Source organism: Aquirufa sp. Wall-65K1 (assembly GCF_054558475.1).
This window is the reverse complement of the sequence record NZ_JBPXKD010000001.1, coordinates 346,955-367,846: the sequence shown is the minus strand read 5'-3', so window position 1 is coordinate 367,846 and position 20,892 is coordinate 346,955. Positions and strand designations below refer to the sequence as shown.

Genomic DNA, 20,892 nt, shown 5'->3' with positions numbered 1-20,892 from the left:
CAGGGAATTAAAGGGTATTTTTTATACTTTTGCATTCCCAATTTTAAATTTAATTTTTACTATAATGCCAAAAATTAAAACCAACTCTGGAGCAAAGAAACGTTTCAAAGTAACTGGAACTGGTAAAATCAAGCGTAAACACGCTTTTCATAGCCATATCCTTACTAAAAAAACGACTAAGCAGAAGCGTAACTTAGTTCACGCGACCTTAGTTTCTCCATCTGATATGGACCGTGTAAACTTAATGTTAGGTCTTTAATATCAATTTAAGTTATTGTTCAACCAGAAATAAGGCCTAAAGTACTGTAAAAAGTCGCCTCAATTTCAAAAAACAAATTTCTATGCCACGTAGTGTCAACCATGTAGCTTCTAGAGCTCGCAGAAAAAAAATCTTAAAATTAGCCAAAGGCTTTTATGGTCGCGGAAAAAACGTTTGGACCGTAGCCAAAAACAAAGTTGAGAAAGGTTTGCAATATGCATACCGTGATCGCAAAGTAAAGAAAAGAGATTTCAGAGGATTATGGATTCAGCGTATTAATGCTGCTGCTCGTCAAGAAGGAATGTCTTATTCCGCTTTCATGGGCAAATTCAACAAATCAGGAATGACTTTAAACCGTAAAGTTTTAGCTGATTTAGCGATGAACCACCCAGAAGCGTTCAAAGCAGTAGTTAATAAATTAGGTTAATCCTTAGTTTAAATACTAATAAGAAAGTCCCAAAGAAATTTGGGACTTTTTTCATGCCCGTCATGTATCTTTGTTCTACATCCAACAGCTCATCAATTGAATCGCTCTGTTTATTTAGATTATGCTGCCACCACTCCTGTTGCTCCTGTAGTATTGGATGCTATGATTCCCTATTTTAGTCAACAATATGGTAATGCGGGCTCCAATCAACATATATTTGGATGGGAAGCAGCTGATGCTGTTGATCAAGCAAGGAAAACCATAGCGGCTTATTTTTCTATTAAGGCCAATGCTGTATTATTCACTTCAGGGGCCACGGAGTCAAATAATTTAGGGATTTTGGGATTGTTGGAGAATGAATCTCCTGGCCACATCATAAGCTCTGCTATTGAACATAAAGCTGTATTAGAGCCTATGGCCTATTTAGCATCCAATGGTTGGGATGTTACCTATCTTTTACCCAATGAATTTGGTGAAATTAGTTTGGAACAAATTCAGGCTGCTCGAAAGCTAAATACTCGTTTGGTTTCCATCATGTGGGTGAACAATGAAATTGGTACGGTAAGCGATATTTCTGGTATTGCCCAATGGTGTCAAAAAGAGGGTATATACTGCCACAGTGATGCTACTCAAGCTTTAGGCAAGTTGGATATAGCTCAATCATATTTACCTGATTTATTGAGTTTTTCAGCTCATAAAATCTTTGGTCCTAAAGGAATTGGAGCACTTCTTGTTAAGGAAGGTATAGCCTTACAAGCTCGACAATTTGGCGGCTCTCAAGAACGAGGGTTACGAGCGGGTACATTGCCCGTTCCATTGATTGTGGGATTAGCTAAGGCTTTTGAAGGGATTCCACAGCTTTTGGCTTATTTGCCAGCCATAGAAGCCATTAAAAGCGATTTAGAAAGTTTATTTAAAGAGAACTTGGGAGATCGTATTGTGTTCAATTCTGTTTCTAAGAATCAGATTCCTCATATTTTAAACTTTTCTATTACGGGATTGGATTGGGAACGACTTTTTAGATCTATGCCATTGTTGGCACTATCCAATGGTTCAGCTTGTAACTCGAAATCAACTTTCCCATCACATGTGATTAAAGCCTTGGGTAGAGATGACGAAACGGCCTTGTCAAGTGTACGGATATCATTGTCTCATTTGTATTTAAAGGAAGATCATGAGTGGGTTAAAAATTACTTCATTCAAAGTTTACAAAAACTGCTAATATGAAAGATTGGATTCAAATAGTTAATCGATTAGAGCAATTATTAGTTGAAAATACGGACTTAGCCTTAGCTACGGTGGTTCATGTAGATGGATCGGCATATCGTAGACCTGGTGCTAGGATGTTAGTTACTGGAGATGGTAATTGGTGGGGAGCTATAAGCGGGGGCTGTTTGGAAGGAGATATGTTGAAAAAAGCTCAAATGGCCATGATGCGGCAACAAATCAAAACGGTCACTTATGATACTCGTGAGGATGATCCTTTTCAATTAGGAGTTGGTTTAGGTTGTCAAGGTTTGATTGATATTGTGATAGATCCTATTCGTTCTCATTTAGAGGCTATTTGTATTGCCATGAAACAAGCCATTGCTTCTAATGAGCCTGGTGTTTTGTGTAGTGTATGGGATGAAAATAAACTAGATCAATTTGAATTTAGCTATATAGCTGAATCCGTGTTACATCACTTTGATACAGAAAAAAAGCAGGTGCTAGAACAAAAAATAGCTCAATATCACCTGAATCAAAATAAATCTACCTTATTGGAATACGTTCCTCCTATGCCACGTATTTGGATTTTTGGTAATCAATTTGATGCCATGGCGCTGATTCAACAAATCCAACTTTTAGCTTGGGAAATACATTGGGTAGGAAATACACAGAAGATGAATCCATTAGCTAAGAAGTCGGTACATGCTATTTATGATTGGGAAGCTGAATATTCCATTCTTCCCAATGATTCTTTGGTCATGATGACCCATGATTTTGATCGAGATGTGTTTTTGATGAAGAAATTAAGTTCCTTAAGCCAATTTACTTTTTGGGGTATTTTAGGGCCACAGAAACGCATGGATAAATTAGAAGATCATTTATTGAAATCAGGAATAGCTATTTCTGACTTAAGAAATAAAATTTCGAGTCCCATTGGCCTTGATTTGGGCGCAGAAGGTCCTGAAGAAATTGCCATTTCAATTATAGCTGAAATAGTTGCACAGAAAAATAAGCGCGACGGCCAACCTCTAAAATTCCGAAAAAAGCCCATTCATGGCTAAGCAAAGATTTTCTGTTGGAAATATAGGCATAACTCAAATAGGTTTACCAACAAAAAACTCCCAGCGTAACTGCTGGGAGTTTAAATAAACCTCTAAACCTATTTAACTATTTTACTTCCTCGAAAGCTACATCTTCCGCTTCACTTGAGCCATTGGCAGAAGCATCTGCTGTATTTTCTGTAGTACCTGCAGTTTCACCGGCAGCATACATTTCTTGGGAAGCAGCAGTCCAAGCTGCGTTGAGTTTTTCTAATCCAGCATCAATAGCTGCTACATCTTGGGAAGCATGCGCTGTTTTTAATTCAGCTAAAGCTCCTTCAATGGCTGATTTATTTCCTTCGGAAAGCTTCTCTCCATATTCTTTCAATTGCTTTTCAGTTTGGAAAATTAAAGCATCAGCTTGGTTGATTTTCTCAACACGCTCTTTCTCTATTTTATCGTTCGCTTCGTTGGCCTTTGCCTCGTTGCGCATTTTTTCAATTTCAGCATCAGTTAAGCCACTGGAAGCTTCGATACGAATCTTTTGCTCTTTACCAGTACCTTTATCTTTTGCAGATACATGTAAGATACCATTGGCATCAATGTCAAAAGTAACTTCAATTTGAGGAACTCCACGCTGTGCTGGTGGCAATCCATCTAAGTGGAAGCGGCCTAATGAACGATTATCCTTGGCCATAGGTCTTTCTCCTTGCAATACATTTAACTCAACAGATGGTTGGTTATCAGCGGCAGTAGAGAAAACTTCCGACTTTTTTGTTGGGATTGTTGTATTAGCTTCAATTAACTTGGTAAATACACCACCCATTGTTTCAATTCCTAAAGATAATGGAGTCACATCAAGTAACAAAACATCTTTTACTTCTCCGGTTAAAACCCCACCTTGAATAGCAGCACCTAATGCAACTACCTCATCTGGATTTACACCTTTAGAAGGTTTTTTCTCAAAGAATTTTTCAACCTCTTCTTGAATTCTAGGAATACGAGTAGAACCACCAACTAAAATCACTTCGTCGATATCTGAATTAGAATACCCCGCATTTTTCATCGCTCTTTTGCAAGGCTCCAAAGTGCGTTGAATTAAACTATCAGCTAATTGTTCAAACTTAGCACGAGTTAAATTACGAACTAAGTGCTTAGGGATGCCATTTACGGGCATGATATAAGGCAAATTGATTTCAGTGGATGCTCCAGAGCTCAATTCAATTTTTGCCTTCTCAGCAGCCTCTTTTAAACGCTGAAGAGCCATCGGATCTTTACGCAAGTCAATGTTCTCATCGGCGATAAATTCTTGTGCCAACCAATCAATGATTACTTGGTCAAAATCATCACCACCTAAGTGTGTATCACCGTCGGTTGATTTTACTTCAAATACCCCATCTCCTAATTCTAGGATGGATACGTCAAATGTTCCACCACCTAAGTCGAACACCGCAATCTTCATGTCCTTACCTTGCTTATCAACACCATAGGCTAAAGCAGCGGCTGTAGGCTCATTGATGATACGTTTTACTTCTAAGCCCGCAATTTGACCTGCTTCCTTAGTAGCTTGACGTTCTGCATCGTTGAAATATGCAGGAACTGTAATAACTGCCTCTGATACAGTTTGTCCCAAATAGTCTTCTGCAGTTTGCTTCATCTTAGTCAAGATCTGCGCAGAAATTTCTTGTGGAGTATATAAACGATCACCGATGCGAACGCGTGGGGTATCGTTATTACCCTTTTCTACTTGGTATGATATTGTTTTTAATTCAGAACTAACATCACTATATTTTTTACCCATAAATCTTTTTACAGATGATATGGTATTTTGAGGGTTGGTAATCGCTTGTCTTTTGGCAGGGTCTCCTACTTTACGCTCACCATTCTCTAAAAACGCTACAATTGAGGGAGTTGTCCTTCTTCCTTCTGAGTTAGCAATAACAACTGCCTCATTTCCTTCCATAACGGCCACACATGAGTTGGTGGTACCTAGGTCAATTCCAATAATTTTTCCCATGATTATTATTTTATTTTTTCACCACCATGTAACAAGGAATATGCCATGAAAGTCGTTTTAGGGAAATGCTGACATATTGTCACATACAACCATGCGAAGAATAAAATTCAATAATTTTCGTCAGTAAATAGGCATATATGTTATCTTTGTATCAAGAAAAAATGTTCAATTATGTCTGAATTTAATGACTTTACTTGGGTAGAAGGTTCAGAGCCTCATCGTCAACGTACTAGAGAAATTATTAAAAAACATCCGGAGGTAAAAAAACTTATAGGTAAGAATCCTAACACTATTTGGTGGATTTTAGCCTGTGTGGGTTTACAAATTACACTTGCCTATTTTTTAAAAGATTCCCCTTGGTGGTTAATTGTAGCTGTGGCTTGGTTTGTGGGAGCTTTCCCAACACACACGCTTTTCGTATGTATCCACGAAACGGCTCATAATTTAGTATTTAAAAAGAATTCTTGGAATGTGTTTGCTGGTATTATAGCCAACTTCCCTTCCCTATTCCCTACGGCCATTTCCTTTAAGAATTATCATCTAAAGCACCATGCTTTTCAAGGGGTTCATGAATTGGATGCTGATTTACCGGATTATTGGGAAGCGAAATTGATCAATAACTATTTCATAGGAAAAGCCATTTGGTTATTATTATTTCCTTTTTTTCAGGCTATTCGCACCATACGTTGCATCGAGTTGGCAGTATTTGATCGTTGGGTGATTATGAACATCATATCTCAATTTGCCTTTGATGCATTAATCGTGTACCTATGGGGTTGGCCTGCCTTAGCTTACATGGGCTTAAGTTTCATGTTTTCTGTAGGTTTGCATCCGCTTGGAGCGCGTTGGATTCAAGAACATTATTTGGTTTTGGATAAAAATCAAGAAACGTATAGTTACTATGGTGGGTTAAATGGAATTAATATGAATGTGGGTTACCACAATGAACACCATGATATGCCTTCAATTCCTTGGAATAACCTTCCTAAATTAAAAGCAGCAGCACCTGAGTATTATGACAACCTAAAATACCATACTTCTTTTGTTAAGTTGTTCTTTACATTCTTGTTTTCTCAAGAAGTAGGTTTGTATTCACGAATTGCTCGAAGAGAACGTGGTGGTGTGGTATTAAGTGATGTTTCCACTCCTGATATTGATTTGGCTAAAGAATAAATAACCTTTATTGGATAGTGAAAAGGCCTCATTGAGGCCTTTTTTTATATCATAATACTTGAATTAGCCGGAATTTGAACCTTTTGCTGATGGATAACAATTTCCGTTTCGTGCTTGGCTAAATTTTGAACCTTTACACCTAATGGATTCACTTCTATTTCTAAGTGATCCTTCCTGAAATTAATTTTGAAGCGATAACTTTTCCATTGTTTAGGTAAGAAAGGGGCTAAATGAAGTTGATTATTTTGTACGCTTTGTCCTGCGAAACCTTTAATGATGGACATCCAGGTACCAGCCATGCTGGTGATGTGGCAGCCATCTTCTGTATCATTATTATAATCATCCAAATCTAAACGGGCTGCCCGGGTATAAAATTCATAGGATTTATCTTCTTTACCCAATTTGGCAGCTAAAATACTATGCACACATGGACTTAATGATGATTCATGTACTGTGAGTGGCTCATAAAATGAATAATTTCTTTCAATTTCTTCTAAACTAAAATCTGACTCAAAAAAGTACATGCCTTGCAAAACGTCTGCCTGTTTGATGTAGCATGAGCGTAATATTCTATCCCATGACCAATGTTGATTGATGGGTCTTTGATGTGTTGGAATTTGGTCTACTGGGGCTATTACTTTATCTAAGAAGCCATCTTGCTGTAAATAGATTTCCCTTTTTTCATCTCGAGGAAAGTACATATGTTGCACAATGTGCTCAAAATCAACTAATTCGGTTGGGTTAAAATGAGAATTTTTAAATTTGATTGCAGCTTCTTCTGGGTATAAAGAGCTTATTTCGTGGTACACTTCTTGTACATATTTTAGGCACCATGTAGCCAAGTAATTCGTATACCAGTTGTTGTTTACATTGTTTTCGTATTCATTGGGACCTGTAACTCCCAGCATTACATATTTTTGAAGGTTTTCAGACCAATTAACGCGTTGTTTCCAAAATCTAGCAATCGCTAATAAAACATCCCAGCCGTAATCAAGTAAATGTCGTTTGTCATCGGTGTATTGCACATAATCATGGATGGCATAAGCTATAGCGCCATTTCGATGGATTTCCTCAAAAGTGATTTCCCATTCATTATGACACTCTTCTCCATTCATGGTTACCATGGGATATAAGGCTGCCCCACCATCAAAACCCAGTTTTTGTGCATTTTCAATGGCCTTTTCTAATTGTTTCCAGCGGTAAATCAAAAGGTTCTTAGCTACCTGAGAAGGTGCAGTGGAAAGGTAAAAGGGAATACAATAGGCTTCCGTATCCCAATAGGTAGATCCACCATATTTTTCACCTGTAAAACCCTTGGGGCCGATGTTTAATCGATCATCTTTTCCTGTGTATGTCTGATTGAGTTGAAAAATATTAAATCTTATCCCCTGCTGTGCCGCCACATCTCCTTCTATGAGAATATCGTTGCTATTCCATTTTTCTGCCCAAGCTAATGCTTGTTCTTTTAACATTTGATCAAATCCTTTGTAAGAAATGTTTGATAAATAGCTAGATAAATGGGCCTCAAAGTCTGATGTAGGGTGATTTTCTGAACTTAAATTAACGGCATATTTATAAATACTAGTCGTTTTATTTTCATATACCTCTACTTCGTATTGTAAGGAACTATATTTTTCTTTTGTCTCAGCTTTGGATTGAATAGCTAATTTTTGCCCATCTTGGTATATATGAACTTCTTGTCCGGTAATGACTTCAAAGTGAGTTTTTTTAGTTCTTGACCAAACGAAGGAACGATTATCGGAGCTTCCAACTTTTACTTCATCCCAAAACTTTTCTTGGTAATTGGAGTCTTTGTTTTGAATATCACCATCAATGTAAGCATGGATTTGTATCGTTCCGGAAAAATTAATGGGAGTTATTTGGTATGAAATAGCACCAGATTCATCGTCTGCCATGCTATTAAAACGCTTTGATTCTATTTTAAGTCGTTTGCCATTGGATAATGAAATATCACACTTTCGAAGTAAATAGCCCTCCTTCATGTTTAATTCTCGATAAAAATCATGAATAATAGCTTTGTTGAGGTCTACTTTCACGCCTTCAATGACCACATCGATACCAATCCAGTTGGCGGCATTTAATACTTTTGCAAAGTATTCTGGATAACCATTTTTCCACCATCCTACCCTTGTTTTATCGGGATAATAAACCCCTGCCACATAATTCCCTTGAAGCGTTTTACCAGAAAAAGATTCTTCAAAATTGGCTCTTTGCCCCATTCTTCCATTGCCCAAAGAAAAAACAGATTCCGTTATCTCGTTGAATTCTGGATGAAATTGATCCTCTATCACTTTCCACTCATCGTGTTTTAAATAATGCTTCATAGGAAATCTAATTGGAGTAGATTTAAAAAACTGGATTACATTAAAGACTTAATAATTCGTTGGCTTGAATGTCTGTAAAGGATGTAATGATTCTATCTGCGCCATGTAAAACTTCAGAAGACCCAATTCCCACTACTTTCATCCCGCCTGCTTTGGCTGCATCAATTCCTGCTTGCGCATCTTCAAAAACAATACATTCAGCTGCCAAAATGCCTAAAGCCTCGGCCCCTTTTTGGAATACTTCCGGATCGGGTTTGCTTTTAGAAACACTATTACCATCAATAATTGCTTGAAACCAAGTAATTAAGCCTGTTTTTTCTAAGATGATTTTGGCATTTTTACTTGCAGATCCCAAGGCTATGAGGTATCCTTGATCCTTTAATTGAGCCAAAAATGGGAGAACTCCTGGCAAAATTTCACTGGGATTCATATGTGAGATTAACTTGAGGTATGTCTCATTTTTTTCTAGAAGCCAAGCTTCCTTTTGTTTTTCGGTAGCCTGAAAATTTGCCCAATGCAATATTTTTTCTAGTGACTCCACGCGAGAGATACCTTTGAGTTCTTCATTTTGTTGATGACTTAACTCAAAATCAAATTGCTTTCCTAAAATTTTCCAAGCTTGAAAATGATATACTGCTGTATCTACGAGTACGCCATCTAAGTCAAAAAGACAGGCCTTATACTTCATTTTATAATTTTAAAGTTTATGCTATTTATCAAAAATACAAGTTTTCCTGCTGGTTAAAAAGCGAAATTTGGCTTATTGGAGGCTTTAATCTTGTATTTGGTGAATAAATTAACTTTATTTAAATTAGAATTATACCAACCTATTACCCGTAATTTAGGTTTTGATTATCCCTTATTCAAATGAAAGAAAATAGCTCCCATAAATTTATTGTCTATCAAATGATGTTTCATTTATGGGGTAATACCAATACAGATTTAGTTTATCATGGATCCTGCCAAAGAAACGGGGTAACTAAATTCAAGGATGTTTCTTTGAAAGCCTTGGAGGCTTTAGCTAAAAAAGGATTTACCCATATTTATGCCACAGGCATCATTGAACATGCTACCATGGAGGATTTTACAGCCTATGGTTCTCCTCTAGATCATCCTTCTGTAGTCAAAGGAAGAGCAGGCTCTCCCTTTGCCATCAAAGATTATTATGATGTCAATCCATTTTTAGCTTCAGATCCTGCCAAAAGAATGGAAGAATTTGAGGAAATGTTAAAAAGAATACATCAGGCAGGTTTATTTCTAATTTTAGATTTTGTTCCCAACCACCTAGCTCGTCAATATTATTCAGATAAAAAGCCAAAAGGTGTTGTCGATTTTGGTGTACATGATCAGGTAGATAAGGCCTTTGATCCGAATAATAACTTTTACTATCTACCTGGGACAAAGTTTTCTGTGCCAGAGGGTTTAGAAGTACCGGTTCCTTATACAATACCCTACATTGAAATTCCAGCGAAAGTCAGTGGAAACAACGTATTTTCGGCCCTGCCGTCCAAAGATGATTGGTTTGAAACAGTTAAATTAAACTATGGGATCGATTTTCAGCAAGATCAAAAAAATCATTTCGATCCTATCCCTGACACTTGGCTAAAATTATTGGATGTACTCGTTTATTGGACGAATAAAGGGGTTGATTCCTTCCGTTGTGATATGGCGGAAATGGTGCCTGTTGAATTTTGGTCTTATGTGATACCTAAAATTAAATCAATTAACTCCAAGGTAACTTTCATTGCAGAAATTTATCAACCCTACCGCTATCAAGATTATATTTTTAGAGGAGGATTTGATTATTTATATGATAAAGTAGGTTTATATGATGCTTTGAGAAGATTAATGGAAGAAAGGCCTGAGGCTACCGTGGAGGATATTACTCGGGTATGGCAACAAGAATCGGGAGAATTTTCAGAGCATATGTTACGGTTTTTGGAAAATCATGACGAAACTAGAATCAATAGTCCAGGTTTTGCTCAACATAATTTATGGTCCACCATTCCTGCTATGGTTGTTACTGCCTGTTTACATCATGGTCCACTTATGTTGTACATGGGTCAGGAGTTTGGAGAACAAGCCAATGAAGTGGAAGGCTTCAATCAAGCCCAGGACCGGACGAGCATGTTTGATTTTTGGCGGGTAGAAAGCCATCAGAGGTGGATGAATGGTGGAAAATTTGATGGAAAATTATTGTCTAGTCTAGAAAAGCAATTGGATGGTTTTTATGTGGATTTATTTCAATTTGTGCATAAAAATACTGCCATTCAAAAGGGGCATTTTTTTGATTTACAGTATGCTCAACCCGGTTCCTATCCAAACCGAAAAGTATTTTCATTTCTTCGTTATACAGCCAATGAAAGGTTATTGATTGTATGTAATTTCGATTCTCAGCATGACTTTCCCGTTCAAGTTCATATTCCCCAACTTGCCATGGATATGATGGAAATCACCAGTTGTAACTTAACATTAAGGCAAGCTTTTGTTCCTCCCATGTATTCAAACCCAAGCACAAAGGCAGATAAGTCCATTTTGCCTCCCAATAGTGTGTATACTTTTACGATTTCTTAAATTTCTAATAGGATTATGAGGCTAATTTTTTTGTTAGTTTTCAGCTTGTTTTGTCAATTGACTTGGGCCCAACAAAAATGGATTCCACTGGATTTGCAAAGTCGAATTTCTTTGGCTCAAAAAAATCAGAATCATGTGATTTTGGCGGAGTATTTTATAGGTAAACCCTATATAGCCAACGCTTTATCCTCTGAAAATCCTGAAAAAATTTACTTTTCCCTAGAGGATTTTGATTGTGTCACTTTTATTGAAAATGTGATGGCATTATATGCATCGAAAGGACAAGATTCTTTATTTAGAAAGTACTTAATTTATTGGAGGTATTCTGATCCAAAAGACATACGATTTGAAACTAGAAATCATTATTTTACTTCTGCCATGGAGCAATTAATACGTGGACGATTGGTCATTCGTATTCCTTCGTCGGAAACATTGGAAATTAAAAAGACCTTCACATTTTTGTCTAAATATTACCAGAATAAGCAAAAAAACATTTCAATTGCGGCTTTAGAACAAGTAGAAGCGCAACTGAGGATTAGTTCATTTGGCTATATCCCCTCGGCCAAGGTAAAAAATATACTCAGTGGCATAAAAGAAGGTGACATTATTTCCTTTGTTTCTAAAAGAAACGATTTGGATGTTCAACATACAGGTTTTCTTACTTTTCGAAAGGGAAATTGGCATCTTTTGCATGCATCTCAAGAGCAAAAAAAAGTTTGTATATCCGATAAGAATTTAGTGGATTACTTGAAATCACATCCCTCCTTTCTTGGCATTCAGCTTTTTAGACCTAATTTTATTAAATGAAAAAATACGACTTTGATCAAGTAATTGATCGTAAAAATACGGCAAGTTATAAGTGGGATAATCCTTTGTATAATGGCAAAGCGATGTTGCCTATGCCTGTAGCTGATATGGAGTTTGCTGTGGCCGATGAGATTTTGGAAGCTTTAGATAAAATTACCCAGCATGGAGTATTGGGTTATTCTCTTGTACCTGATTCATTGAAATTATTAGCTCAAAAAAAATTAAAAGAAGATTACCAATGGGAAACTGAGCTAGATTGGCAGGTTTGGCTACCGGGAATTGTTCCTGGGATAACCTTGGCTTGTGATATTTTTGCCTCTGAAACCCGAGGGGTGATGACGGCCGTGCCTGTATATCATCCTTTTCATTTAATACCCACTTGGTTAGGTAGACCATTAATTACCTTTCCTATGGTACAAAAGAATGGACGTTGGAGCTATGATTTTATAGCTTTTGAGGAAGCTTTAAAGCAAAAACCTGGCGTGTTTCTTTTCTGTAACCCTCATAATCCCGGAGGGACGGTTTTCAATCAGGAAGAAATTCAACAAATTGTTCACTTATGTAGACAATATGATTGTATGATTATTTCTGATGAAATCCATGCTGACTTACGTATTTATCCTCAATCCAACCATATTAGTATCGGGAAATTTATCGAGGATATCCCTTCCATTAGCTTTTTCGCCACCTCCAAGGCTTTCAATACAGCAGGCTTGGGTGGATGCGTAGCCATCATTCCACACAAAGAAACCAGAGATGCTTTTTTCAAAAAGACCTTAGGATACATGCCTATGCTCAGTCGACATAGTATTGATGTTATGTCGGCAACCTACCAGCACGGCTCTAATTGGTTGTCCCAGTTATTACCTTATTTAAAAAAGAATCATGATTTTTTGTATGATTTCGTTCAAGGTCAAAAAGGATTGGATATGCTGCCATTGGAAGCGACCTATTTAGCTTGGATTTCCTATGATGCTTCCTGGGGTGATTTACCAGAACGTCTATTGGAAAATGGTCTTCATGTATTGCGGGGTGAACAATTTAAAGGTAAAAATTTCATACGTTTGAATTTTGCTTGCCCTTTTTCACAGGTAGAAGAAGCTTGTACGATTATTGCCGATTTGTCGCGATTAGATGATTAAAATAATTCGATTTACCTTTTTTTTGCTGGTATTATCTCTGCTTATTGGGCTCATTATTTATGTCAAACAAGAAGAGGAAAACGAACAGATTTCAGCTTCTAGCCTAGCGGAGATGGATTTATTACAGCGCTATCAAGATTCTTTACATGGAGTTCCCAAAATTGAGCAAACCAATAAGGAAACTTATATGGTTACAAAAATAGAGGACTTTGAAGCAAGGGTTGAGCAGCAATCAAGCCAGGTATCATTACAAATCAGCAAAAGTAATCAACGAATTTTTACCAAGAATTTAGCTGATTTTACCTTTCATCAAATACTATCCACCGATTTGAATGGAGATATGAAGCCAGAGTTTTGGCTACTGCTAAAAAAGGGTAAAAACAGAAAAATATTTGCTTTTGAATACGACAAAGGAGGAATTAAATCCTTTGATTTTCCTGCATTAAAAGGTCGTCAAAACTTTGGCTACGCAGGAAATGATAGTTTACATGTAGATAAATCTTATATTGTAAGGACATTTGATTTTCATCATGATCCCTACGCAGACCTAACTGAAGGAAGAAGATCATGTTATTATAGTTTTGGCATAGACCGAAGCTTTGTATTAAACAAAACGTTAGACTTAGAAAAAATTCGACAATGAGTGAGCAAAAATTAAGATCGCAACAATGGTTTGGTAAGACAGGTAAAGATGGATTTATTTACCGGGCTTGGATGAAAAATCAGGGTATTCCTGATGATTATTTTCAAGGTAAACCTGTCATTGGTATTTGTAATACTTGGTCTGAATTAACACCTTGTAACGCTCATTTTAGAGAATTAGCTGAATTTGTAAAAAAAGGTGTTATTGAAGCAGGCGGATTTCCGGTTGAATTTCCTGTGATGTCTTTAGGTGAAACTTTGATTAAGCCTACTGCCATGTTATACCGTAATTTGGCCAGTATGGATGTAGAGGAATCTATCCGAGCTAATCCCATTGATGGTGTGGTTTTAATGTGCGGATGCGATAAAACGACCCCTTCCCTGGTAATGGGTGCCTGCAGTGTAGATTTACCTAGTTTGGTTATTTCCGGTGGACCTATGATGAAGGGGAAGTTTAAAGGAAAAGAGATTGGCACATCGGATGTTTGGCGTTTTGCAGAGGCCTATAAATTAGGTGAATTATCTCAAGCCGAATTCATTGAAGCAGAAGCTTGTATGGCTCGAACTCCTGGCCACTGTGCTGTGATGGGAACGGCCTCAACCATGGCTACAATGGTGGAAGCCTTGGGTCTAAGTTTACCTCAAAATGCTGCCATTCCAGCAGCAGATGTACGTCGCAAAGTTTTAGCACAGCATTCGGGTCGGAGAATTGTAGAAATGGTTAAGGAAGATTTAAAACTATCGAAGGTTTTAAGTCGGGAAGCATTTGAAAATGCCATTCGGGTTAATGCGGCTACGGGTGGTTCTACCAATTTTGTAATTCACTTGTTGGCCATAGCTGGTCGCATCGGGGTAGAATTGGATTTAAATGACTTTGATAAGTTTTCTAAGCAAATTCCATTATTAGCTAACATTCAGCCATCTGGAGTGCATTTTATGGAGGATTTATACTATGCAGGAGGTTTACCTGCATTGATGAATCAAATGAAAGAATACCTACACACGGGAATTATAACAGTCAATGGTAAAACTGTAGGTGAAAATATTGCCAATACACCGATATATGACTCCAACATTATATCGACTATGGATAATCCATTTAAACCGGATTCAGGTATTGCTGTAGTAAAAGGAAATTTGGCGCCAAATGGTGCCGTAGTTAAACCAAGTGCGGCATCTCCAGAGTTATTTAAACATCGTGGAAAAGCTGTGGTGTTTGAGAATATTGAAGATTATCATGCTCGAGTAGATCTACCTGATTTGGAAATTGATGAAAACTCTGTCATGGTTTTGAAAAATGTGGGACCCAAGGGTTATCCAGGTATGGCAGAAGTGGGAAATATGGGTATTCCCAAAAAGCTATTGGAAAAGGGCGTAAAAGATATGGTACGCATTTCTGATGGACGAATGAGTGGTACAGGATTTGGAACAGTGGTATTACATGTTTCACCTGAATCTGCCGCTGGAGGACCATTAAACTGGGTTCAAAATGGAGATTTTATTAGTCTGGATTTAGATAATCGCTCAATTCACTGGGAAGTGTCTGATGAAGAATTAGAGGCGCGTAAAAAAGCACAGCCATTTCAAGCTCAAGCCCATATTCGTGGCTATGTAGGTTTATTCATAGATCGTGTTTCTCAAGCTCATGAAGGTGCCGATTTTGATTTTCTTAAAGGAGGCTCGGGGTCTGTGGTTACGAGGGATTCACATTAATTTATCATTTGTAAAGGGCTTTACTGGAGATTAAAGCCCTTTTTTATTTTTATAAATATGTTAAAGTATATTGTTACTGGTGCGGCACAAGGTATTGGATTTGAGATAGTTAAGTCTATTTTAGTTCAAGGAGAATATGTAATTTGGAATGATATCAATTCAGAACAAATTGAGAAGGCTAAAACCCAATTACATCACCTAGGTTTGTATCAGTTTTCTTGTATTTGCGCCGATTCAAGTTCAAAGGAGTTTTTAGACGAATTAGGTTCCTTGGTGGATGAAACCCCAGGTACATTGGCTGGATGTGTGTGTAATGCTGGTATTACCACCTTTGGTGATTTTTGGTCCTATACACCAGAATCTTTGGATCAAATTCTCAAGATTAATATTAAAGGGACTTTCTTTTTGGCTCAATTGGTGGCAAAGAAATTGCGTAATGCAGGAAATGGAGGAAGTATCTTATTGATGTCATCCGTTACGGGTCATCAGGCTCATCCTGATTTGGCAGCTTATGGAATGACTAAAGCGGCATTAAATCAATTAGCCAAGAATTTGGTGATAGACCTCTCCCCTTTTAAAATTCGAATTAATACCATTAGTCCGGGAGCAACTTTAACGGAAAGGACGCTTTCTGATCAGGATTATATAAAAGAATGGTCTGCCATTACTCCGATGGGTTATCCGGCTACTGTGGAAGATATTGCTCATGCAGCCCTCTTTTTCCTTTCTCCTCAATCGAAACACATTACAGGTCAGTATTTAGTAATCGATGGTGGTTGGACTTCCGTGGGAATTCCTCCGAAGTAAAGTAGAATGTGAGAGAGCTTTTTTGTCTATTATTGCCTTAATTTAGGTAAGACAAGCATGCATACTGGGCGATGTGATTACCATCAATTGATGACAAACACTATTTACATCACTTCCAATTTTTTTCTAAAAAGGAAATCCAGTTTTTGTGGCATATTTTTTCGATGTCCAAGTGGGAATATCCTCTTTTACTGAGCAAATCAGGGATTTTTTGCAGATCTGCAATGGATTGTATGTCGTATGGACATTGTTCGGTTCCAAATCCTCCATCTAAATCAGTTCCTAAACCAACATGGTTGGTATTTCCTGCTATTTGGCAAATATGATCCAAGTGATCAATCATGGTATTTAAGCTGACCTGCATGTTCAATGGCGTTGATACTCCCCTAACCCATTTGGGAACCATCATCCACGCATCTAGGGGCATACCAATCACAGCTCCTCTGCGAATCAATTCTTTAAATTGCTCATCGGTGAATTGTCGGTTATGGTCAACTAAAGCCCGACAATTATGATGGCTAGCCCATACAGGGCCATCGTAATGTTCCATTGCTTCCCAAAAACTATCATCACAAAGGTGGGTAGCATCAAGAATTATGCCTAATTGCTTCATTCTATCCAATAATGCTTTACCATCTTTTCCCAATCCTCCGGTGGCATTGGTGCCTTGAGCATATCTTCCAGGGCCATAATGCGCTGGCCCTAAAGCTCTTAATCCATACTTAAAGGCAATATCCAAATGATCTACCGTGATGATGGAATCGGCTCCTTCTAGACTTAAGATATAACCAATCTTCTTTTTAGGTTCCTGACTATTATTCCAATAGTTTAGGTGAGCCTGTAATTCAGCCCAATTACGAATGGGACTTAATTCTCCCAAAGCTTCTAATGCTTGATAATAGGCTAATTGCCCTTGGGTTTGAGCCCAGGCTTGTTCTGGAGAATGCCAACCAGGCAAGGTGGAATTTTTATCTACATACCGAGCAATTTGTGTGGCAACCACAATACCAATATTTCCTTTCCTCATTTCATCTAATGAAATCACTGCATTCCCTCGATCGGGTTTGTCTGTCATTCCCTTTTCCCTCTCATTGATTTCTTGTAAGGAAGACCTTAAATCACGATTCCATTCTAGGGCATTCATGCTTAGGTCTAAATGAGCATCGAATAGTAGCATCTTAAATATTGATTTTTCTGTTTCTGGCCTTTACTTCCCATAAACCTGTAAATTCTCCTCTTTCAATTACTTGTAAATGAGAATGCAAAGCTACGGTTGGACAAACATGGTAAGGAATTAGATAAAATAATTCACCTATTTCAAAGGTATCTGAATCATTAACTTCCACAATTCCATGTTCCTCACTTTGACTCAAGAGTTTACATTCAGGATGGTCTATGAAGCGAACACGGTTTTCAATGGAATTTTCTGCAGCAACGGATTTATGTCCTAAATCTAAGCAAATAGTAGTTTTACTAGGTTTTGAAATGATTCTACTGACAAGGTAAAGCGCTGGTAAAAGGCTATTTTCAGGATAAAGAGCTGCATAACCTGCATCAAAAAAAACAAAAGTCCCTGGACTACAGACGTACTTAGGATTTTGGTGATGCACTAAAAAACTAGGTGTTCCCCCTACGCATAATTCTAAGTTGGGGAATTCAGTGGAAATGGATTGCGTTAATGCCTCAAATTCAACAAAAACTCGTTGAACATGTTCCTTCCTATCGGCTAAATTTAAATCCCGAATATGGCCGTCATAGGCATGAAGTCCTTGGATATGTAAGGCAGGAAGAGTTTTTATTTGTTGAATTAAAGACGCTGCCTTTGTGGGAATGATTCCTGTCCGATTCATTCCTACGTTAATATCGACAAATACATGAATACTTTGTTGGCGGTTTTCAAAGACCTTAGAAATAGACTTGGCCGCTTCAAAATCATCTACCAAACAGGCAAATTGACTATCTGGATACCTTTGTACTAATTCAGCCAAACGAAGAATATAAGGCCCAGTGGCCTGCATGCTTAATAAAATGGAAGGGGCACTGGATAAGGCTAATAATTCAGCTTCAGCTATCGTAGCGCATTTGAATTTTTTAATACCTGCTGCTAGGAGCAAATCATTCACTTCTTTTGTCTTATGTGTTTTAATGTGAGGTCTCAATCGATCTGGATTGCCCCCTACTAAATTAAGTACATAAGAAATGTTGTGTTTTACCTTTTCAGGAAAGACAATTAATCCTGGACTTTGAATATGCTTACTATTCAGGTTCATATTAAATTAATGCACGGTCTAAATGCGTATATCCACCATCTACGTGAATTAATTGACCAGTTGTATGGCTTGATTTTTTAGACATTAGAAAAGTAACCATATCACCCAACTCCTCAGGCGTAGTCATGCGTTTACCCAATGGTATTTTTTCAGTAATGGATGCTAAGGTTTCTTCAGGATTAGGAAGCGTTTTTAACCACCTGTCATATAAAGGAGTATAACATTCTGCCACGATGACCGAATTTACCCGAACTCCATCTTTCAATAATTCAACAGCCCATTCACGGGTTAAGGCATTTCTTCCTCCATTGGCAGCTGCATAAGCAGAAGTACCCCCTTGACCCGTTTCTGCCACTTTAGAACCAATATTCACGATAGCACCTTTGGATTGAATCAAATGTGGGAGGCAAGCCTTAGCCATGAGGTAATAATGTATCAAATTGGAGTGCAAGGATTGCATAAATTTCTCGTAACTCCCTGAAGCTAGACCTACACCATCATTGATGCCTGCATTATTCACTAATCCATCAATGCGACCAAAGAATTTAAAAACCTCATCTACCACGCGCTCACATTCCTCAGGACGGCTTAGTTCGGCTACAAAGGAAAATGCTTGTCCTCCTGTAGCTTGAATTTTGGAAATGGCCCTTTCATTATCCTCTTTATTTCTTCCTACGATGGCCACCATAGCTGATTCTAAAGCTAATGATTGACTAATTCCTTCGCCAATTCCTTTGGCACCGCCAGTAACAATGATTACTTTTTCTTTAAGTCCTAGGTTCATTATAGTTCTACTTGATAAAAAGCTAAACAATTATTCAATTTAATATCTGATTGTTCTGTTTCAGATAAGTTAGAAATACTCTCTTGAAATACTCCCAACCATTTTTCTAAATCTGAAGCTACTAATACTACAGGGTAATCGGAACCCCAAACCAATCTTTTCGGTCCAAAAACTTCTAAGGCGTGCTCTATCGCCTCTTTGATTTCATTTTTAGTCCAAGAAGTCCAATCTGCTTCTGTTACTAATCCTGAAATTTTCGCAAACACATGTTCCAATTTTTGGTAGCCTTGTATATCTTTTTTCCACTCACTTAGATTCTTAGATTTAAATGGCGGTTTAGCTAAATGATCTAAAATTAGTTTTTGATTATCTAATTTTTGAGCAAAAAGTACACTTTCTTTAAGTTGATGTGGGTAAATTAAAATATCATAAGTAAAGTCAAATGCCGCTAATTGTTTAACTCCATGTATGAATTGTGGTCTTTGAAAAAATAAAGGATCTTTCTCCCCTTGAATGACATGTCGGAAACCAACACATTTTTCAAATTGAGAAAAATATTCCAAACGACTTTCTAGATGGTCATTTTGTAAATCTGTCCATCCAACCACACCTTTGATAAAATCATTTTGCTCAGCCAAAGCCAGCAAAAAAAGTGTTTCTTCTTCAGATGAATCAGCTTGCACAGCGATACAACCTTCGATACCATTTTTTTCAAAAATAAGCTGACTTTCATTGGGATAAAAGTCAGTCTGAATTTTGGCCATGTCGTCCGTAATCCAGGTATCTCTTTCTGGTTGATAATTCCAAAAATGTTGATGCGAATCGATCATTTTTACGCTGTATAGGCAATAGCCTTTTGCTTTTGTTCTCCTAAACCATCCATTCCTAATGTCATGACATCCCCTGGTTTTAAAAATACAGGTGGATTTAATCCTAAACCAACGCCATGTGGAGTTCCTGTCGAAATGACATCTCCTGGTAATAATGTCATGAATTGGGAGATGTAGGAAACTATTTGTGGAACGTTGAAAATCAATTGTTTCGTATTACTTGTTTGAAAACGTTGACCGTTGATATCTAACCACATGTTTAAATTATGTACATCCAGAATCTCATCTTTGGTAGCCAAAAAGGGTCCTAAGGGTGCAAAAGTATCGCAACCTTTGCCCTTTGACCAGTTCCCTCCTCTTTCTAATTGAAATTCTCTTTCTGAAACATCGTTGTGTAAACAATATCCAGCCACATAGTCATAAGCATCTTCTTCATTTACGTAGGAGGCTTTTTTCCCAATGACAATGGCAAATTCTACTTCCCAATCTGTCTTTACTGAATTTTTCGGAATGATTACATCATCAAATGGTCCACTTAAGGCAGAGGTACTTTTAAAAAATAATATAGGTTCGGTTGGTATAGCTGCACCAGTTTCTTTGGCGTGATCAGCATAATTTAAACCCACACAAATGATTTTGGAAGGACGAGCTACACAAGATCCTATTCTCTTAGGATTAGGTATTTCTTCCAAAATTTCATTTTGAAGAACATTTTCTAATTTAGTTATGCCTCCTTGTTCAAAAAAGGATTCATTGAAATCTTGAAAATAAGGACTTACATCAAAATATTTACCATCGATTAAAACTGCTGGTTTTTCATTATTAAGATCTCCTAGACGTACTAATTTCATAA

The 20,892-nt window shown here is 37.4% G+C and carries 19 protein-coding genes; 11 read left to right on the top strand and 8 right to left on the bottom strand.

The features are described 5' to 3' along the window. Window positions 1-64: 64 nt before the first annotated feature. From rpmI to ACST15_RS01665, 4 genes are all read left to right on the top strand, one after another. On the top strand, window positions 65-259 hold the full coding sequence (gene rpmI / locus ACST15_RS01680; RefSeq protein ID WP_109323028.1) for a 50S ribosomal protein L35: 195 nt from the start codon (window positions 65-67) through the stop codon (window positions 257-259). 82 nt (window positions 260-341) lie between these two features. Continuing rightward, window positions 342-686, top strand: coding sequence for a 50S ribosomal protein L20 (gene rplT, locus ACST15_RS01675; protein ID WP_109323027.1), 345 nt, complete (start codon window positions 342-344; stop codon window positions 684-686). A 96-nt stretch (window positions 687-782) separates the two neighbouring features. Beyond that, window positions 783-1,913, top strand: coding sequence for a cysteine desulfurase family protein (locus ACST15_RS01670; protein WP_459452916.1), 1,131 nt, complete (start codon window positions 783-785; stop codon window positions 1,911-1,913). After that, window positions 1,910-2,956 (top strand): XdhC family protein, encoded by a 1,047-nt coding sequence (locus ACST15_RS01665; RefSeq protein WP_459452915.1) that lies wholly within the window; start codon window positions 1,910-1,912, stop codon window positions 2,954-2,956. Before ACST15_RS01670 ends, ACST15_RS01665 begins: the two co-directional genes overlap by 4 nt. A 106-nt stretch (window positions 2,957-3,062) precedes the next feature. Here the strand turns inward: ACST15_RS01665 and dnaK are convergent, their stop codons facing one another. Further along, window positions 3,063-4,952 (bottom strand): molecular chaperone DnaK, encoded by a 1,890-nt coding sequence (dnaK, locus tag ACST15_RS01660; RefSeq protein WP_459452914.1) that lies wholly within the window; start codon window positions 4,950-4,952, stop codon window positions 3,063-3,065. 171 nt (window positions 4,953-5,123) lie between these two features. On the opposite strand from dnaK, the gene ACST15_RS01655 reads away from it, so the two are divergent. Continuing rightward, window positions 5,124-6,125: a fatty acid desaturase gene (locus ACST15_RS01655; RefSeq protein WP_459452913.1), complete on the top strand. Its 1,002-nt coding sequence runs from the start codon at window positions 5,124-5,126 to the stop codon at window positions 6,123-6,125. A 44-nt stretch (window positions 6,126-6,169) separates the two neighbouring features. Here the strand turns inward: ACST15_RS01655 and ACST15_RS01650 are convergent, their stop codons facing one another. Next, the gene (locus ACST15_RS01650; RefSeq protein ID WP_459452912.1) at window positions 6,170-8,470 is read right to left on the bottom strand and encodes a family 65 glycosyl hydrolase domain-containing protein; all 2,301 of its coding nucleotides are present in this window, start codon (window positions 8,468-8,470) and stop codon (window positions 6,170-6,172) included. 40 nt (window positions 8,471-8,510) lie between these two features. After that, window positions 8,511-9,158 (bottom strand): beta-phosphoglucomutase, encoded by a 648-nt coding sequence (gene pgmB / locus ACST15_RS01645; RefSeq protein WP_459452911.1) that lies wholly within the window; start codon window positions 9,156-9,158, stop codon window positions 8,511-8,513. Between the two features lie 179 nt (window positions 9,159-9,337). Between pgmB and ACST15_RS01640 the strand changes: the two genes are divergently transcribed. The 6 genes from ACST15_RS01640 to ACST15_RS01615 are packed head-to-tail and all read left to right on the top strand — an operon-like array spanning window position 9,338 to window position 16,155. Beyond that, window positions 9,338-11,044 (top strand): alpha-amylase family glycosyl hydrolase, encoded by a 1,707-nt coding sequence (locus ACST15_RS01640; RefSeq protein WP_459452910.1) that lies wholly within the window; start codon window positions 9,338-9,340, stop codon window positions 11,042-11,044. 15 nt (window positions 11,045-11,059) lie between these two features. Continuing rightward, the gene (locus tag ACST15_RS01635; protein WP_459452909.1) at window positions 11,060-11,851 is read left to right on the top strand and encodes an N-acetylmuramoyl-L-alanine amidase-like domain-containing protein; all 792 of its coding nucleotides are present in this window, start codon (window positions 11,060-11,062) and stop codon (window positions 11,849-11,851) included. After that, window positions 11,848-12,993, top strand: a complete 1,146-nt coding sequence (locus ACST15_RS01630) for a MalY/PatB family protein (RefSeq protein WP_459452908.1) — start codon at window positions 11,848-11,850, stop codon at window positions 12,991-12,993. The genes ACST15_RS01635 and ACST15_RS01630 overlap by 4 nt, the downstream gene beginning before the upstream one ends. Beyond that, window positions 12,986-13,636: a hypothetical protein gene (locus ACST15_RS01625; protein WP_459452907.1), complete on the top strand. Its 651-nt coding sequence runs from the start codon at window positions 12,986-12,988 to the stop codon at window positions 13,634-13,636. The genes ACST15_RS01630 and ACST15_RS01625 overlap by 8 nt, the downstream gene beginning before the upstream one ends. Continuing rightward, the gene (locus ACST15_RS01620; RefSeq protein WP_459452906.1) at window positions 13,633-15,348 is read left to right on the top strand and encodes an IlvD/Edd family dehydratase; all 1,716 of its coding nucleotides are present in this window, start codon (window positions 13,633-13,635) and stop codon (window positions 15,346-15,348) included. The genes ACST15_RS01625 and ACST15_RS01620 overlap by 4 nt, the downstream gene beginning before the upstream one ends. A gap of 57 nt (window positions 15,349-15,405) precedes the next feature. Then, window positions 15,406-16,155, top strand: a complete 750-nt coding sequence (locus ACST15_RS01615; protein ID WP_459452905.1) for an SDR family NAD(P)-dependent oxidoreductase — start codon at window positions 15,406-15,408, stop codon at window positions 16,153-16,155. Between the two features lie 109 nt (window positions 16,156-16,264). On the opposite strand, the gene ACST15_RS01610 is transcribed toward ACST15_RS01615, so the two are convergent. Genes ACST15_RS01610 through ACST15_RS01590 form a run of 5 tightly spaced genes read right to left on the bottom strand, consistent with a single transcriptional unit; the run spans window position 16,265 to window position 20,890 of the window. Beyond that, complete coding sequence (locus tag ACST15_RS01610) at window positions 16,265-17,332, bottom strand: dipeptidase (RefSeq protein ID WP_459452904.1); 1,068 nt, start codon at window positions 17,330-17,332, stop codon at window positions 16,265-16,267. 1 nt (window position 17,333) lies between these two features. Further along, window positions 17,334-18,425, bottom strand: coding sequence for a D-TA family PLP-dependent enzyme (locus ACST15_RS01605; protein WP_459452903.1), 1,092 nt, complete (start codon window positions 18,423-18,425; stop codon window positions 17,334-17,336). Between the two features lies 1 nt (window position 18,426). Then, a complete protein-coding gene (locus ACST15_RS01600) occupies window positions 18,427-19,209 on the bottom strand; it encodes an L-fucose dehydrogenase (RefSeq protein ID WP_459452902.1) in 783 nt (260 codons plus the stop codon). Next, the gene (locus ACST15_RS01595) at window positions 19,209-20,039 is read right to left on the bottom strand and encodes an amidohydrolase family protein (protein WP_459452901.1); all 831 of its coding nucleotides are present in this window, start codon (window positions 20,037-20,039) and stop codon (window positions 19,209-19,211) included. The genes ACST15_RS01600 and ACST15_RS01595 overlap by 1 nt, the downstream gene beginning before the upstream one ends. Window positions 20,040-20,041: 2 nt before the next feature. Continuing rightward, window positions 20,042-20,890, bottom strand: coding sequence for a fumarylacetoacetate hydrolase family protein (locus ACST15_RS01590; protein ID WP_459452900.1), 849 nt, complete (start codon window positions 20,888-20,890; stop codon window positions 20,042-20,044). Window positions 20,891-20,892 lie beyond the last annotated feature (2 nt).

Coding starts and splice junctions, on each gene's coding strand:
- rpmI (WP_109323028.1), top strand. CDS start 65: ATGCCAAAAATTAAAACCAACTCTGGAGCAAAGAAACGTTTCAAAGTA.
- rplT (WP_109323027.1), top strand. CDS start 342: ATGCCACGTAGTGTCAACCATGTAGCTTCTAGAGCTCGCAGAAAAAAA.
- ACST15_RS01665 (WP_459452915.1), top strand. CDS start 1,910: ATGAAAGATTGGATTCAAATAGTTAATCGATTAGAGCAATTATTAGTT.
- dnaK (WP_459452914.1), bottom strand. CDS start 4,952: ATGGGAAAAATTATTGGAATTGACCTAGGTACCACCAACTCATGTGTG.
- ACST15_RS01655 (WP_459452913.1), top strand. CDS start 5,124: ATGTCTGAATTTAATGACTTTACTTGGGTAGAAGGTTCAGAGCCTCAT.
- ACST15_RS01650 (WP_459452912.1), bottom strand. CDS start 8,470: ATGAAGCATTATTTAAAACACGATGAGTGGAAAGTGATAGAGGATCAA.
- pgmB (WP_459452911.1), bottom strand. CDS start 9,158: ATGAAGTATAAGGCCTGTCTTTTTGACTTAGATGGCGTACTCGTAGAT.
- ACST15_RS01640 (WP_459452910.1), top strand. CDS start 9,338: ATGAAAGAAAATAGCTCCCATAAATTTATTGTCTATCAAATGATGTTT.
- ACST15_RS01635 (WP_459452909.1), top strand. CDS start 11,060: ATGAGGCTAATTTTTTTGTTAGTTTTCAGCTTGTTTTGTCAATTGACT.
- ACST15_RS01630 (WP_459452908.1), top strand. CDS start 11,848: ATGAAAAAATACGACTTTGATCAAGTAATTGATCGTAAAAATACGGCA.
- ACST15_RS01625 (WP_459452907.1), top strand. CDS start 12,986: ATGATTAAAATAATTCGATTTACCTTTTTTTTGCTGGTATTATCTCTG.
- ACST15_RS01620 (WP_459452906.1), top strand. CDS start 13,633: ATGAGTGAGCAAAAATTAAGATCGCAACAATGGTTTGGTAAGACAGGT.
- ACST15_RS01615 (WP_459452905.1), top strand. CDS start 15,406: ATGTTAAAGTATATTGTTACTGGTGCGGCACAAGGTATTGGATTTGAG.
- ACST15_RS01610 (WP_459452904.1), bottom strand. CDS start 17,332: ATGCTACTATTCGATGCTCATTTAGACCTAAGCATGAATGCCCTAGAA.
- ACST15_RS01605 (WP_459452903.1), bottom strand. CDS start 18,425: ATGAACCTGAATAGTAAGCATATTCAAAGTCCAGGATTAATTGTCTTT.
- ACST15_RS01600 (WP_459452902.1), bottom strand. CDS start 19,209: ATGAACCTAGGACTTAAAGAAAAAGTAATCATTGTTACTGGCGGTGCC.
- ACST15_RS01595 (WP_459452901.1), bottom strand. CDS start 20,039: ATGATCGATTCGCATCAACATTTTTGGAATTATCAACCAGAAAGAGAT.
- ACST15_RS01590 (WP_459452900.1), bottom strand. CDS start 20,890: ATGAAATTAGTACGTCTAGGAGATCTTAATAATGAAAAACCAGCAGTT.